The sequence below is a fragment of the Arthrobacter sp. UYEF3 genome (assembly GCF_040546245.1).
Lineage (GTDB): Bacteria > Actinomycetota > Actinomycetes > Actinomycetales > Micrococcaceae > Arthrobacter.
In genome coordinates this window covers 68857-83242 of the sequence record NZ_JBEPNK010000011.1, presented here as the reverse complement: position 1 = coordinate 83242, position 14386 = coordinate 68857, and the positions used below count along the sequence as shown (strand labels likewise).

At 61.7% G+C, this 14386-nt stretch carries 13 protein-coding genes; 7 read left to right on the top strand and 6 right to left on the bottom strand.

Features of this window, described 5'->3' with window-relative positions:
- The first annotated feature begins 22 nt into the window (after positions 1 to 22).
- The 3 genes from ABIB14_RS09960 to ABIB14_RS09950 all read left to right on the top strand — a co-directional run bounded on the left by ABIB14_RS09960 (position 23) and on the right by ABIB14_RS09950 (position 6852).
- Positions 23 to 4978 (top strand): helicase-like domain-containing protein, encoded by a 4956-nt coding sequence (locus ABIB14_RS09960; protein WP_354235717.1) that lies wholly within the window; start codon positions 23 to 25, stop codon positions 4976 to 4978.
- 206 nt (positions 4979 to 5184) lie between these two features.
- A complete protein-coding gene (locus ABIB14_RS09955; protein ID WP_354235716.1) occupies positions 5185 to 5811 on the top strand; it encodes a hypothetical protein in 627 nt (208 codons plus the stop codon).
- A gap of 144 nt (positions 5812 to 5955) precedes the next feature.
- Positions 5956 to 6852, top strand: a complete 897-nt coding sequence (locus tag ABIB14_RS09950) for a DUF6602 domain-containing protein (RefSeq protein ID WP_354235715.1) — start codon at positions 5956 to 5958, stop codon at positions 6850 to 6852.
- Here ABIB14_RS09950 and ABIB14_RS09945 read toward each other — a convergent pair.
- Complete coding sequence (locus ABIB14_RS09945) at positions 6802 to 7278, bottom strand: hypothetical protein (RefSeq protein ID WP_354235714.1); 477 nt, start codon at positions 7276 to 7278, stop codon at positions 6802 to 6804. The two genes, ABIB14_RS09950 and ABIB14_RS09945, sit on opposite strands and share 51 nt — an antisense overlap.
- Positions 7275 to 8411 (bottom strand): ImmA/IrrE family metallo-endopeptidase, encoded by a 1137-nt coding sequence (locus tag ABIB14_RS09940; RefSeq protein WP_354235713.1) that lies wholly within the window; start codon positions 8409 to 8411, stop codon positions 7275 to 7277. Before ABIB14_RS09940 ends, ABIB14_RS09945 begins: the two co-directional genes overlap by 4 nt.
- 569 nt (positions 8412 to 8980) lie before the next feature.
- Here ABIB14_RS09940 and ABIB14_RS09935 point away from each other — a divergent pair.
- Positions 8981 to 9814: a GIY-YIG nuclease family protein gene (locus tag ABIB14_RS09935; RefSeq protein WP_354235712.1), complete on the top strand. Its 834-nt coding sequence runs from the start codon at positions 8981 to 8983 to the stop codon at positions 9812 to 9814.
- A gap of 146 nt (positions 9815 to 9960) precedes the next feature.
- On the opposite strand, the gene ABIB14_RS09930 is transcribed toward ABIB14_RS09935, so the two are convergent.
- Positions 9961 to 10164: a cold-shock protein gene (locus ABIB14_RS09930; protein WP_069951488.1), complete on the bottom strand. Its 204-nt coding sequence runs from the start codon at positions 10162 to 10164 to the stop codon at positions 9961 to 9963.
- Positions 10165 to 10371: 207 nt separating this feature from the next.
- On the bottom strand, positions 10372 to 10980 hold the full coding sequence (locus ABIB14_RS09925) for a recombinase family protein (RefSeq protein ID WP_354235711.1): 609 nt from the start codon (positions 10978 to 10980) through the stop codon (positions 10372 to 10374).
- A 443-nt stretch (positions 10981 to 11423) separates the two neighbouring features.
- On the opposite strand from ABIB14_RS09925, the gene ABIB14_RS09920 reads away from it, so the two are divergent.
- On the top strand, positions 11424 to 11810 hold the full coding sequence (locus ABIB14_RS09920; RefSeq protein WP_354235710.1) for a hypothetical protein: 387 nt from the start codon (positions 11424 to 11426) through the stop codon (positions 11808 to 11810).
- 167 nt (positions 11811 to 11977) lie between these two features.
- On the opposite strand, the gene ABIB14_RS09915 is transcribed toward ABIB14_RS09920, so the two are convergent.
- Positions 11978 to 12316 (bottom strand): YnfA family protein, encoded by a 339-nt coding sequence (locus ABIB14_RS09915; protein ID WP_354235709.1) that lies wholly within the window; start codon positions 12314 to 12316, stop codon positions 11978 to 11980.
- Positions 12317 to 12620: 304 nt separating this feature from the next.
- Entirely contained in the window at positions 12621 to 12860 is a 240-nt protein-coding gene (locus ABIB14_RS09910) for a thioredoxin family protein (protein WP_354235708.1), read from the bottom strand.
- Between the two features lie 516 nt (positions 12861 to 13376).
- Between ABIB14_RS09910 and merT the strand changes: the two genes are divergently transcribed.
- A complete protein-coding gene (gene merT, locus ABIB14_RS18760) occupies positions 13377 to 13778 on the top strand; it encodes a mercuric ion transporter MerT (protein WP_502909642.1) in 402 nt (133 codons plus the stop codon).
- Positions 13775 to 14377: a TlpA family protein disulfide reductase gene (locus tag ABIB14_RS09905; protein WP_354235707.1), complete on the top strand. Its 603-nt coding sequence runs from the start codon at positions 13775 to 13777 to the stop codon at positions 14375 to 14377. Before merT ends, ABIB14_RS09905 begins: the two co-directional genes overlap by 4 nt.
- Positions 14378 to 14386: the final 9 nt, after the last annotated feature.

Genomic DNA, 14386 nt, shown 5'->3' with positions numbered 1-14386 from the left:
GGCGAACCTTGCAGCCCTCGACGTGCTGCGGACGCTGCACGGCGAGGAGCGTCCGGCCACGGAGGCTGAGAAAGCGTCACTGGCGCGGTGGGGGAGTTGGGGAGCGCAAGGCGTCTTCCAAATTTTCGATGAGACCCGCGAGGAATATGCCGGGGACCGCGAGCATCTTCGCAGCCTCCTGAGCGAGGCCGAGTACGACGCGGCCCGCCGGACCACGATCAACGCCCACTACACGGACGCCGCTTACGTGCGGGCCATGTGGTCCGCCGTCCAGGAGCTGGGCTTCACCGGGGGCACGGTCCTTGAACCGGGATCCGGTGTGGGTACGTTCATGGGCTTTGCCCCGGACGCCGCCGAGATGACCGGTGTGGAACTGGATCCGACCACCGCGGCCATCTCCCAGGCCCTCTACCCCGCGGCCACCGTCCGGGCCGAGTCTTTTGCCGATACCAAGCTGCCGGCCGGGCACTTCGACCTGGCTATCGGCAATGTGCCCTTCGCGAACGTCACCCTGCACGATCCCCGCCATAACGCCGGGGGCCACTCGATTCATAACCACTTCATCCTCAAGTCCCTGGAACTAACCCGCCCCGGCGGCATGGTCGCCGTGCTGACGTCCAGCTTCACCCTCGACGGAACGAACCCGTCAGCCCGCCGGGAAATGAACCAGCTGGCCGACCTCGTGGGAGCCGTCCGGCTGCCCACCGGCTCACACCGCAAGGCAGCCGGCACCGATGCCATGACGGACCTGCTGATCTTCCGCCGCCGGGAACCCGGAAAAGAACCGGCCTCCACCCTCTGGGAAACCGTCACCGCCCGGCAGATCGACGGAACCATCAACCGCCTGAACTCCTACTTCGACGAATACCCCGAACGGCTCCTGGGCGAGCTGCACGTCAGCCACGGCATGTACGGGGCCGAAACCCTGCAGCTGACCACCGATGATCTTTCGACCGTCCCGGACCGGCTGAACGCAGCCCTGGCCGACGTCGTACGCGAGGCCCGGACCGCCGGAATGGTGATGACCGAGCGGACGACGGACCAGGAGCGCCAGCGGGCGGCCTATGTTCCGGCGGCCGCCCACGAGTGGGACGGCCACATCAGCGCCGCCGACAACGGCTTCACCGTTGTCGAAAAAGGCTCACACACCGAACTCGCCGTGCCCAAGACGCAGGCCGCTGAACTCCGGGCCCTGCTGGGGCTGCGCGACAGTGCCCGGCAGTTGCTCACCGCCGAGGCCGAAAGTCGCGAGGACACCGCCGGCATTGATGGACTCCGTGAGCACCTGAAGGGTGCCTACGGCCAGTACGCGGAAACCTACGGGCCGATCAACCGCTACACGCTCCGGAACACAGGGCGCGTGGATGAAGAGACGCAGGAGCCCATCCAGGCCCGCATGACGCCCAAGGCAGTCACTATCGTCTCCCGTGACCCGTTCGGTCCTCTGGTGATGGCGTTGGAGAACTTTGATGAAGCCACGCAGACAGCTTCACCGGCTGCCCTGCTTTCGACCCGTCAGGTCCAACCGCGCCGACCGGTCCTTGGCGTGGACACGGCAGAAGAAGCCCTCACCGTCACCCTCGACACCGTAGGCGAGGTTGACCTGGACTACGCCGCATCCCTGTTGGGCATCAGCCCTGACGACGCCCGGGCCGCCCTGGGGGAGAGCATCTACCGGATCCCCGGCGCCGAGGAGACTTTCCAGACCCGGGCCGAATACCTGTCCGGGAACGTGCGGGAGAAGCTTGAAGTGGCCCAGGCGGCCGCGCTCTCCGATGACCGGTTCGCCGTCAACGTCCGGGCCCTCGCCTCGGCCATGCCGGAACCGCTGCGCATGGATGAGGTGGAAGCCCGCCTCGGTGCGGTCTGGATCGAGGCCGGCACGCACCAGGAGTTTGTCCGGGAAATCCTGAACGATCCCTACGCCACCGTCTCCAACGCCGCCGGCTCCATGTGGGATGTCAAAGCCAACCGCCACACCCTGGCCGCCACCAGCAACTGGGGCACGCAGCGGATGTCGGCCTCCGATGTCCTCAAACAGGTCCTGGAACAGCGGCCCGTGCGGGTCACGGACGAAGGCGAGGACAAGCGTCGCATCCTGAACCCCATAGAAACCGCTGCGGCCCAGGAAAAAGCCCAGCTGTTGCAGGAGCGATTCAGCGAATGGGTGTGGGAAGAACCCGAACGGGCCACCCGTCTTATTGACGAGTACAACCGCCGCTTCAATTCCATCGTGCTGCGCGACTACAGCACCGAGGGGGAGCGGCTGACCCTGCCCGGTATGGCCAAGGACTTCTCCCCGCGCCCGCACCAGCGCGCGGCCGTGGCCCGGATGCTCTCCGAGCCTGCCGTGGGACTGTTCCACCAGGTCGGGGCGGGAAAGACCGCCGAGATGGTCATGGGCGTGATGGAACTGCGCCGTCTGGGTATGGTCAACAAGCCCGCCGTCGTGATCCCCAACCACATGCTCGAACAGTTCGCCCGCGAATGGCTCCAGATCTACCCTCAGGCCCGCATCCTCGCGGCGTCCTCGAGTGACCTTGCCGGGGATAAGCGTCGGCAGTTCGTGGCCCGCGCGGCCGCCAACGAGTGGGACGCCGTGGTCATGACCCGCACCGCGTTCCAGCGCGTGAGCCTCAGCCCCGAAGCTGAAGCCTCGTACATGAGGGCCGAAGTCGCCCAGGCGCGGACCGAGCTGGAAGCAGTCAGGGACAGCCGCCAGGAGAACGGACAGTCCAGCGCGAGTATCGTCAAACGGCTCGAAAAGGTGGTCCTGGGACGGGAAGAACGCCTCAAAGCCAAGCTCGATACCCCCGCCGATCAGGGAATCAGTTTCGAGGAAACCGGCATTGACTACCTGGTGGTGGACGAGCTGCACGACTACAAGAACCTGGAGACGCCCAGCAACATCCCCGGCGCCGGAATCCAGGGCTCCAACCGTGCATCGGACCTGCACATGAAGACAGAGTTCCTGCGCCAACGCGAAGGCCGGCGCGTGATCACCGGAGCCACAGCAACACCCATCGCCAACTCCGTCACGGAAATGTACGTCATGCAGCGCTACCTGCGCCCGGACCTGCTCCAGGCTGCAGGAATCCAGGACTTCAACACCTGGGCGGCGACCTTCGGGCAGGTTGTCGAGGAAATGGAACTCTCCGTCGCCGGCGGTGACCGGTTCAAGCTCAAGAGCCGGTTCGCGAAATTCCAGAACGTCCCCGAGCTGCTGAAAATGTTCCACACCTTCGCGGACGTGAAGACCGCCGAAGACCTGAAGCTCCCCGTCCCGGCCCTCGCCGCACGGGCCGGGGACGGGCTGCGGCAGCCGAACATGCTCACCGTGGAACCCAGCCCCGAACTGCGCGAGTACATCCAGGACATCGGCCAGCGGGTGGACCGCATCCAGCAAAAGCTCGTGGACGCCGAGGAAGACAACATGCTCAAAGTCTCCTCAGACGGCCGCAAAGCCGCCCTGGACATGAGACTCGTTGATCCCGCACTGACCCAGCAGGGACCGACCAAGATCAGCGCCACCGTTGACCTGCTGGCCAGCGTGTACGAAGAGCACAAGGACCGCATCTACACCGACCCGAAAACCGGCGAACCGGACCCCGTGCCCGGAGCCCTGCAACTGGTGTTCTGCGACTTCGGCACACCCTCTGACCGGTGGAACGTCTACGGCGAACTCAAAGACCAGCTACGCCGCCGCGGCGTGCCCGAACACATGGTCCGGTTCATCCACGACGCCAAGAACGACACCGAGAAAGGCCGGCTCTTCGCCGCCGCACGCTCCGGCCAGATCGCCGTGCTCATGGGATCGACCTCAAAAATGGGTGTCGGCACCAACATTCAAAAACGCGCCGTGCACCTGGTCGACATGGACGCCCCCTGGCGGCCCTCCGACGTCGAGCAACGCCACGGCCGCATTCTGCGCCAAGGCAACCAGAACCCCGAGGTCCGCATCTCCCAGGTGGTCACCAAGGAATCCTTCGATTCCTTCATGTGGCAAGGGCTCGAACGAAAGTCCCGGTTCATCAACCAGATCATGCGCGGGCGCCTGGACGTGCGCGAAATCGAGGACATCGGGGACAACACCCTGAACTTCGCCCAGGCGAAAGCCATCACCAGCGGTAACCCGTTGGTCCTGGAGAAAGCCGTCGCCGACCAGAAACTGGCCCGCCTGAGCCGCCTGGACCGGGCCTACAACCGCAACATGGTTGCTGTCGCCCACACCAAACGCGGCGAACAATCCGCAGCGGACGCCGCCGCCCAGGACCTGCCCCTGATCCAGGCAGCAGCGGCGCGGACTACCGACACCACAGCGGATGCCTTCAACGCCACCATCGACGGCAAGTCCCTCGAGAACCGCGGGGACGCGGCCGAAGCGCTCCGGGCGTGGGCCGGCAGGCACGGCCACCGGCTCATGAATCTCTACGGCTACGACGAGCTCGGAACCATCGCCACCCTCGGCGGTCACGAACTCCGCGCCCGGCTCATGCCGGCCCGGGACCTGGACCGGGCAACCGTCGAAGTACGCATCGAAGGAGTGCCCAGGGCAACCACACAAATAGCCCGCCGCAGCCTCCTGTCCGCCGACCTTGGCACCGTAAGGCAACTTGAAAACAGGGTCTCATCGCTCCCAAAGCTGGCAGCCGACGTCGAAGCACGACGGCAGGAAGCACTCACCCACGTCGAACAAGCAGAGAAGGCCCTGGCGGAACCCTTCAAGCACGCCGACACGCTCAAAGCCGCCCAAGCGGACTCGGCACGGATCAACCAGCTCATGGCCGACGCCGCGAAAACGGAAGAACCGGCACAGCCCGAGCCCCCGGCCGACATCGACCGCCGCATGGAAAAGATGCAACGGCTCATGAACGCCTCATTCCCGCCACAACCAGGCGCGGCGGCCACCACCACCACAGCCGCCCAACCGCGGACGCCGGAACAGCGCCGCCAGCAACAACCCGAATACGGGCGCTAAGGCCTCGTCCCGAACGCACGAGAGCCCTGCACAGCTTGGCTGTGCAGGGCATATAAGGCCGGTATCACGATGCTGTTGAGGCGATACCAAGATCTGAGTCCGAGAAGAAGGGAAGTGTCGACACGCAGTGCTAAGTGCAGGTCCTTCTCTGGTTGCCCGGAGTGAAACCACCAAACTTCTACTGACGGCCATTAGGAGGCAGCAGCATGGGTAAGCAGAAACGAACCAACAAGAAGGATCTGGCAGTCGAGTATTGGCATGGTGGGCCGGCTGGCCGCGCGGTTGGGGATCTACTGATTCCTGGGACTGAAGCACCAGGCATTAGCCACGGCGTGGATGAAATGACTTCCGAGATTTTTGCTCAACAACGACCCGATTTTGTTTACATCACCATCGATCGCAATCTGGCGTTGGACTACTCGATTTTGAATGCGAAGCTCGGTCCCGCCGCGCTCTACCGTGTTAAGCCACGGGGGCCGCTCCAGCCTGACCCCGACTATCCAAGTGGGATCTCTCACCGATGCCGGGCGGCGGTTGTGCTTGCCGTGGAGTCTGACGTGATAACCACAGAAACGCCGGATACCGGGGCGCATCTCGGGTACAGCACTTGGGATGACGGGTCGCCCCTGTACGACAGCGATGGATACCCTTTGCCAAACAAGATACATCAAACCTCGGGCGTTAAACCGTCCCACCTGCGAGGCCTTGGATACGGCGCTGACTTCGACGCAATTGCAAGTCTTTGCACCCGGACAATGCGTGACCTGCACTCAAAAGACGGGAACCCGCGCCAACTTAGATCGTCCTCGTCGAGGGACTCATTCGGGTTTTGACCCCGGGCATTCGAGGTCGATGTGGCCGGGATGATCATCCCTCAAACTGCCACAGTCACCGTCTTGGCTTAAGTGCAATGACCGCAGCAGGCGAATCAGGCATCACTGAGATAGCTTGGTCGAATCTAGGAGCAGGAGATTCGATTGAGTGATGTAGTGGAAAAGTACTGGTCTGGGGTTTCGAGGCGACTTCAAATCGAAGTCGATTCGTTTAGCCGGTTGGTACAACATAACGGTGAAAAGGGACGGCAAAATGAACTGGCACTGTCAGCACTACTCAGCCGTATGCTCCCAACCTCAGTGTCCGTGGGGACTGGGATCATTATTGACTCGTATGGCAACGAGTCAAACCAGACTGATCTGATCATTAGTCACACTGGAAAACAGCCTGCCCTCCTTGCCCAAACCATCGAGGTGTTACATCCTGTAGAGACTGTCTTGCTTGCCATTGAGGTCAAGTCGACCGTGGCTGAACGGGATGTTGCGGACTTCGCGGAGAAGAAGGCAGCCCATAACCATCTAGCCCTCCGCTCCGGCAAACCTGTTCCTCCGCTGGCATTCTTCGGATACGGCAGTGGCGCGTTGCCAATGACTACGAGCCGATATTTTCTCGAACTTGAAAGGGATCTACGTCCGGATTTTCTCGCCGTTGTGGATCCTGGAATTTTCGGCGAACAAGAGATAGGCGGGGACCGGCTAAGCATTGGGCTGACCCCACGGCATCTGAATGATGGATGGGATTACGCCAAAGCGGACGATCGCCCCCCGGTAGCGCTGCGGGATAACGTGGGGTACCCAGTTACGAGGATTGGGAAGCAGACCTCAGAGAGAGTTGTCGCGGAACCTTCCCGGGCACTACTCCTTTTTTGCGAGACTCTCTTGCGACGATTGGCAACGAGCGAGGCCGCTGATGGCAGTTGGATATCGCACTACCTGACAAAGACAGCACGTCTTGGCATCGGATACTCCCTGGGCACCACTGGAGAGACGCTAAGTCAGCTCCGCGAGGAACTCGGTTGCGCTGAAGGTCGCGAGTCCTAGTACTTTGCAGGCTGCAGGTAGGTTCATGCGCAACGGATGATCTAGCCGATCTTCAGTTACTACGGTGACGTTGTCCGCACCATAAAGATCCTGAAAATGAAGACCCATCGCCGCTGCTCTTACGGGTGCCTGGTCTTCGCTCAAGTCGTCCTCGTCAAAAAGGTTCAAGCACTTGTCCAGAACCTGTTCCGTGTATGACTGCTTGACATCGCCGTTGTTCACACGCAATTTTTCTGCCACGTTGACCCAAACCCAGAGGGTTTCATCTCTGCAGAACTTCTTACAATCCTTGACCACAGCGTGGGGAAACGAGAGCCGGTGGGCGTCCACGAGGTCCGTCAGGGGTTCGAAGAAGGCAAGATTTGATCCTGCAGCGTTGCTTAGATATCGGAGGGCATGTGTATCAATGATGAAGCGGTGGGTCACTCGGCCCGCCTAACGCGCGAGGACATCTCCAGGAACTCGCTTCGTGCCACGTCAAGGTACTTCTGGCCATCCAACGGGTTAATATCGCCGTGCTCGACGCTGGTGGTGATCAGACGAGTGAAAACTGCCCCATATTGACGAAGACGAATTACGGGCGTCGTCTGCGGTTCGCCACCTCCACCGCCGGACTCCGGAAGCTCCAGTTGGCCCCGACGCACTGCGTCAACTAGGTCCTGTCCCGCCATCCCCAGCTCTTTGAGACGTATGGCAACAGCGTGATAGCTGGCCTTGTACCTCTTGGAGATTCTTCGGACGCTGTCGATATCGTTCGCTTCGAACCAGCTCTTCTTCAGCCACTTGTCGCTGTACCTGCGCAGATGGTCCTCAGGCATGAGAAATACGGCAGCGAACTTGTCGCACCATTTTTCAGTGCGGTCATCCGGAGAGTCGCAGACCGCCTCCTCACCCCGTATGAGGTGCGCGAGTTCGTGAAGCAGCGTATAGCTTCTGACCGAACCTAGCTTGAAGCTCTTGTTCACAACGATCATCGGGATGAGGGAGCTGGGTATAGAGAAACCTCGACAGGAATCGGTCCCCATGTCCTGGAGACTCACCATCACGCCGCGACTTTCGACCCGGTTCCTCAGGGCCGAGAACGCACCTGCTTTGGATGAAGCGCGGACTTGTTCATCTGGGGACCACTGCAGCCAAATTCGTGCTGCCTCGGCGGTCTCCTCATCTGACAGGTGAAGTGGAGGGAGTTTGAGGAGGTCTTCACCCTGCTTCTCGGCGGCCCAGACAGCAATTTTTTGCTGTCGCTCGGCCAATCGCAGAAATTTTTGTTCCACGCTGCTTAGCGGTCGTTCGTGGGCATCCCTGCCAATTGGCTTGCGGAACGAAGCGGATGGGAGGGAACGAATAGGGGGATTCTTTAGGGAGAAAAACAATGGTGATCGGCCCACAACTTGGGCGATTACCTTGAGGTCGCCGCCGTGAGGCTCTACCTCTCCCGAAAGCCACCCCTCCACCAGGGACAAGGGCTTGTGCGTCTCCTCGGAAATCTCGGCGAGTTCCACACCGGCGTCCGCTATTGCCCAACGTAAAACGTTCGGATTGATAGAGACTCTTGCCACAAGGTCAATCTACACAGTAGGACCGACTATCCGCAGTTGATTGTGTCTGGTGTGACGCATCCAAACGGAGGCATCCGTACTGTCGAGGGACCTCGACGTGCGTAAAAGGTCCGAATCGGTCGCTGTCGCGGGCACGGATACACCGCGATGCATTTCTCAAAAACGATCCATTACTTAGACAGTTGGGCCCCTTTTGAGGTGGCGTCGGGAGGGCCGAGGAACTCGCGGATCAACACGTACCCTTGCTGTCTCAAAACCCCGTCCAACAACAAGTAGTCTCCAATCGACAAATCTTGCGGGATAAATAGAAGTCTGGGACGGCATAACATGACGCCTGGGGCAGGCGACTTCGGTCAAAACGACGGCCGATATTGACGACATCGAGTGCCTCCGTGTCCGGAGCCGCCTAAACCAGCGGTCGATCTTTCGTGTCGAAATGACGGCACCCGCACCACGAACGAACAGCTTCCTTACTCCCGCTGTGGAAGGATCTACGCATGCTTCGGAATAGGGCGCTACCCCAGACAATTCAGATCTACCTGCCGCAGGGTGACCCTGCCGGCATCCGCATGGCTGAGATCACCACGCGAACGGTGCGCGTATTCGAGGTGCCGCGCCCTCTGCTCCGCGATTTCCGGGAAATGCCTGAATCCAAGCAGGTGGGCGTCTACTTCCTGTTTGGGTCATCGCCCTCGGGCAGGCCATCCTGCTACATAGGCCAGAGCGGAAACATCGGCGACAGGCTAAAGCAGCACTCGGACAAAAAGGATTTTTGGGACCACGCCCTGGTTGCTGTGTCTCTCACCAATGCCTGGACGAACACACACACGGGATACATGGAATGGCAAGCCATAAGAAGGGCCACGGAAGCCGGGCGCTACGAACTGCACAACGCCAATGACGCCTCAAACCCGCATACGCCGGCGCCTCTCGAATCGGACTGCCGCGAGTATCTGGAGACCATCTCCGTCCTCCTAACAACCCTCGGCTACCCAATTCTTGAGCCTGTCCGGGAGATCCGGTTGGCCGGCCCCAGCGGCGGCGGCAACGATGCGGTCGAGACGCTGATCTTCCGGGAAGGCGGGACTGAAGCCCGAGCAAGGCCAACTACGGAAGGTCTCCTTGTTCTCGCCGGGTCGGCGGGCAAGGCTGTGGCTCGCCCCTCGCTGCCGGCCTCTCTCCTGCGCCGGCGCCTTGACCTAGTTGAGCAGGGCGTGGTCGATATTCGCGGTGACGATTACGTCTTCGTTAAGGACCAGCTGTTCAGCAGTCCTAGCACCGCTGGCGCGGTGGTTTTAGGCGGCAGCATCAACGGAAGGATTACCTGGAAGACTGCCACGGGCCGGACCTTCCAGCAGCTCGAGGATGAGGCGCTGAATGACGATTCTCCGGAATCAGCCTAGTGTCGCCTGATTTGTCGCAACGGGTCCAAAGGCTGTGCGGCGGTTATCGCCCGGATTAACGTCATCGTGCCAGATGTTTTACTCTCGCCCCCGGACACAGCAAGAGACTGGCCGGCCGCAAGGGCTGACCAGTCTCTCGGGGACTGCTAGAGCGGCTGGATGTTCTCAGCCTGGGGGCCCTTGGGGCCCTGTGTGATGTCGAACTGAACCTTCTGGTTCTCGTCCAGGGACTTGTAACCGCTGGATGCGATTGCCGAATAGTGTGCGAACACGTCAGCGCTTCCGTCGTCAGGGGCAATGAAACCGAAGCCCTTTTCGGAGTTGAACCACTTGACAGTACCTGTTGCCATGCTTGATTTCCTTCACGGGTCGCTGGGCGGTTCCGCTTCTCGGAATACCGTCCCCGCCACTCACATGGATGAGCCTATGGGCGATCGTTGGCAGGGGCAACAGTTGGCTTCAAATGCGGAAGGCGCCGTGGCGGCTTGGCATCAGCTGGGGCCGAAAGGGCCGAAAGGGTGAGCCGGCCGGTGCGGGGGCCACGGTGCCGGTCTGCCTCAGGGCGTCTGAGAGGTGATCCATTGCCGGGCATCCAGCTCTCCGATCCGCCGGTACAGGGTCGCCCGCGACATGCCCAGGTCACGGGCGACGTGGGTGGCTGCCTCTCCGGCGTCGATGAGGCGGCGGGCGTTGCTGATCTGGCTGTCGCTGAACTGCTGCCGCCGCCCGCCCAGATCCTTCCCCGCGGCCCGGCGTTTGGAGACGGAGTCGTTGATGCGTTCGCGCTTAATCTCGAGTTCCATCTGGGCCAGGGCCGCCATGACGGTGAAGACCATGGATCCCATCGGGGTGCCGGTGTCCACGTTCCCGCCGCCCAGGTTCAGCACCCGAAGGTTGATGCCCCTGGCCCGCAGCTCTTCGGCAAGGCCGAGCATGTTCACCGTGGACCTTCCCAGCCGGTCCAACGTGGTGATCACCAGCGTGTCCCCCTCGTGCAGTGCTTCCAGCGCCCTCTTGAATGCCGGCCTCGATGCCCGGGCGCCGCTGACCCCGTGGTCGGTGTAGAGGTCATCACGTCGCACACCGGCTGCGAGCAGGTCCCGAACCTGCCGGTCGAAGTCCTGTGCCCTGGTCGAGACGCGGACGTATCCGATCAGTTTTCCCATGTAAACCCCGCAAGTGTCTTGCAACCAATGCTCATGTCAGCAAAACTAGCAGGAGGCTGCGATACACGGTGGCAAGACACTCGGAGCCGCCGGAGTTCCTAGCCGCACTTGTCAGTTTCAGAAGTCGTCTGCACGGAATGTCAGAAGTCGTCTGCACCCGCCGGCTACCGTCTATGCCCTTATTGCTGTCAAACGCTCCGGCGTCGCCCTGTCACGACCCATAATGAGGCCAGAGACAACGTATTTTGGACCTACCGGACCTCATCCGGATCCCGGCCTGACGAAGGGGACGGCACGACGTGGAACCAACCAAGGCAGAAATCCTGGCCGGATACAGCCGCGCCCTCCACGCCCTCGACGCCTGGCTGGAGAGCGCGACGGCCGCGGATCTTCGACGCAGGAGCAACGGAACCCGGTGAACCAACGAAGAACTGCTCTTCCACATGGTTTTCGGATACATGATCGTCCGCGCCCTGCTGCCGATGGTCCATGTCATCAGCAGGCTCCCCACGCCCGTCGGTAAGGCCTTCGCCGCCGTCCTCAACGCGGGAACGCGCCCGTTCGACGCCGTGAATTACTGGGGCTCCCGGGCCGCAGCCCTCGTCTACAACAAGCATCGGATGGGCCGGAAACTCGACAAGACCATCGCCGCCATCACCCGCCGGCTCGAACGGGAGAGCACCAGGTCCCTGACCCGGGCAATGCCGTTTCCGGACAGATGGGACCCGTTCTTCGCCCCGACCATGACACTCAATAACGTCTACGCATACCCCACACTTCACTTCGACTTCCAGGCCCGGCAGCTAAGCCTCAACCAACCGATCCGATAGCCGGGCAAGTCGGTATAGGGATCCCCTTTATCTAGCGATATACATGACCTACCCTTCGCAGCTGGAGCTGCACCGAGACAGGCGGCTGGTCAGGTATTTCACCGGACGGTGCCTTGAGCCTGTGCCATCTTCGGACAAGGGAGGCGCTGTCCAGCGGCTCCTCGAATTCAGCTGGCGTTCCGGGGTGCGAACATGATGATGGCGACACCTGCCAGGCAGACTACGGCACCGATTAAATCCCAGCGGTCGGGGCGGAAACCGTCAAAAACCATGCCCCAGGCAAGAGACCCTGCCACGAACACTCCACCGTAGGCGGCCAAGATCCGGCCAAAATGGGCGTCAGGCTGCAGCGTGGCAACAAATCCATATACGCCCAGGGCGATCACCCCGAACCCTGCCCACCACCATGGCTTGCCCTCCCGCACGGCCTGCCATACGAGCCATGCCCCGCCAATCTCGGCAGCAGCGGCAAGAATGAAAAGCAGTACGGATTTTGCGATCGTCATGGATCCATCATCGCCTGCCGGTCGCTACCGCAGCCGGACGCCGGCATCTTGCCCGATGTGGAGTGGCTACCCGGCCAGTGCAGCGTCGTATTCAGTGTTGCCCGGGGCTATCCCGATGGAGCCGGATGGCAACCCACAGGCCACACCGCCGGCATATGTAGGAAGGCTCAGACCCAAGGGCATGCAATTTCCGGCGCTGCAGCACTCTGCCGCAGCACGAGCAAGTGGCGGAATCAGAGTCCACGATCCCTGAGGGCTTTCGTTAGCTGCTCAATCGTGGGCAGGCCGGCATAGCCACTGGGAGTCATGTAGATACGGCAGGCAAATCGTTGGTGGATGCTCCATCCGGGAAGATATCGGATCCGTCGACAGTGATCGTCGGCGAACCCGCAAATCCGGTGCCCTCAATATCTGATTCGGACTCTAGAAGTTGCATCAGAACTTCAACATCGGTGCGACCCAAGGCGGTCAAAGCTGCTTCAAGTCGCTCGTGCGCTTTGACCGCATTGGGACACTCATCAATATGGAGCAGCTCTAGTCTCATGCATGTATTGTCCCCGCCCCGACAGGCCGAGGTCCACTGGTAGCTTCGTTGGCACAACGGCGCCGTCATCGTTCTTGGAAACGAAGGATTCCAAGGATGGTTCGAATCGGAAACCGGCAGCCATGCCCGGCAGTGCGGTTGCGTGCGTGCTGCCGGGGGAATGCGTTTGTCAGTTTCAGAAGACGACTGCACGGAATATCCGAAGTCGTCTGAACTGCTCGTCCAAACGGCAACACCCCAGCACGTGCGCAGGGACCAGGACGAAACAAAGCCGTTGTCAGGAGCGTGACTCGCGGAGCCCGATGACACAAGCGTCCCGCAGCTTTGATTGCTGCTTCGTGTCAGGCCGTCGTAAAGGGGCGGCTGGTGGTTATTAACTCCGGCTCGTTGCGTTCGGGAAGCCACGGATTCGCTGGTTCGCTGGAGTGCTCGCCCCGCAAAGGGGTTGACCTTCCCCTCTGGTGGAAGGTCGACACTGGTGTTGGGGAATTGTTTTCCGTCTTGAGGAGAAACCGTATGTCTGATCGTCCGTCAGCCCCTTCGGGGGGAACAGGTGGAATTCTGGTTGCTGTCGGGGCCGTGGCCCTGGCCGTCATCTGTTGTGCCGGCCCGCTTCTGATCGCCGGGGGTGGTCTCGCCCTGGCGGGCGGGGTGCTTGGCAATCCTGTCGTCCTTGGGCTCGGCGCGCTCATTGTTGCAGGAGCCGTGGCGTTTACTGTGGGCCGCCGCCGTCGCGCCCGTGCGCGGGCAAGTGAAGTACTGAACGGGCACTCCGACGGCGGGTTATCCGCTGCTGAAGGTCCTTCCCCGAAGATGGCTGACTGCTGCGGCCCGGAGAAGACCGGGGCCAATGGTTCCGGGCAGCAACCGGGGGGCCGGGGCACTTCATCCGCGAACGGAAGAAACGGCCGACCATGACCGTTCCCAAAGCACCGTCAGCAGCCCGTCCGACACGGCGCTACCTCCGCCACCGACCGGCCATGCGGGCTGCCGCGCTGATGGGCGCCGTGCTGGCCGCAATACTGCTGGCCGGCTGCAGCTCCACTACCGGTACCGGCGCGCCGCCGGGTGCCGCGGCTTCGTCAAGCGCCGACCCCGCCAGTGCCGGTTCGGGGTCCTCGGTTGCGTCCGTCACGGTGAAGACCCTTAACGGCTCGTTGCTGACGCTTCCGACGGGTCACCCGACCGTCATCTATTTCTTCACAGCCTCCTGCGGGCCATGCGCCGCCGGGGTCAAGAATGTTGCCTCGGGCCTGGCCAGGGCCGCCCCGGGCGCGCAGGTCATTACCGTCGATCTTGATCCCAGCGAGCCGACCGAGGTTCTGAACCAGTTCATCGTCTCTGTCGGCAACCCGCCGGTAACGCTGGTGCGGGATGACGGAACCCTGTTGAAACACTTCAGCGTCGATTCCCTCGGGACGACGGTCGTCCTGAGCTCTTCAGGCAAGGAGATCTACCGCGGCGTGGATCCTTCGGCCGACGAAACTGCCAAGGCCATCGCGGCCGCCGGCTCTTAGGAGGGACCG

Coding starts and splice junctions, on each gene's coding strand:
- ABIB14_RS09905 (WP_354235707.1), top strand. CDS start 13,775: ATGACCGTTCCCAAAGCACCGTCAGCAGCCCGTCCGACACGGCGCTAC.
- ABIB14_RS09910 (WP_354235708.1), bottom strand. CDS start 12,860: ATGAGACTAGAGCTGCTCCATATTGATGAGTGTCCCAATGCGGTCAAA.
- ABIB14_RS09930 (WP_069951488.1), bottom strand. CDS start 10,164: ATGGCAACAGGTACTGTCAAGTGGTTCAACTCCGAAAAGGGCTTCGGT.
- ABIB14_RS09955 (WP_354235716.1), top strand. CDS start 5,185: ATGGGTAAGCAGAAACGAACCAACAAGAAGGATCTGGCAGTCGAGTAT.
- merT (WP_502909642.1), top strand. CDS start 13,377: ATGTCTGATCGTCCGTCAGCCCCTTCGGGGGGAACAGGTGGAATTCTG.
- ABIB14_RS09925 (WP_354235711.1), bottom strand. CDS start 10,980: ATGGGAAAACTGATCGGATACGTCCGCGTCTCGACCAGGGCACAGGAC.
- ABIB14_RS09920 (WP_354235710.1), top strand. CDS start 11,424: ATGGTTTTCGGATACATGATCGTCCGCGCCCTGCTGCCGATGGTCCAT.
- ABIB14_RS09935 (WP_354235712.1), top strand. CDS start 8,981: ATGGCTGAGATCACCACGCGAACGGTGCGCGTATTCGAGGTGCCGCGC.
- ABIB14_RS09915 (WP_354235709.1), bottom strand. CDS start 12,316: ATGACGATCGCAAAATCCGTACTGCTTTTCATTCTTGCCGCTGCTGCC.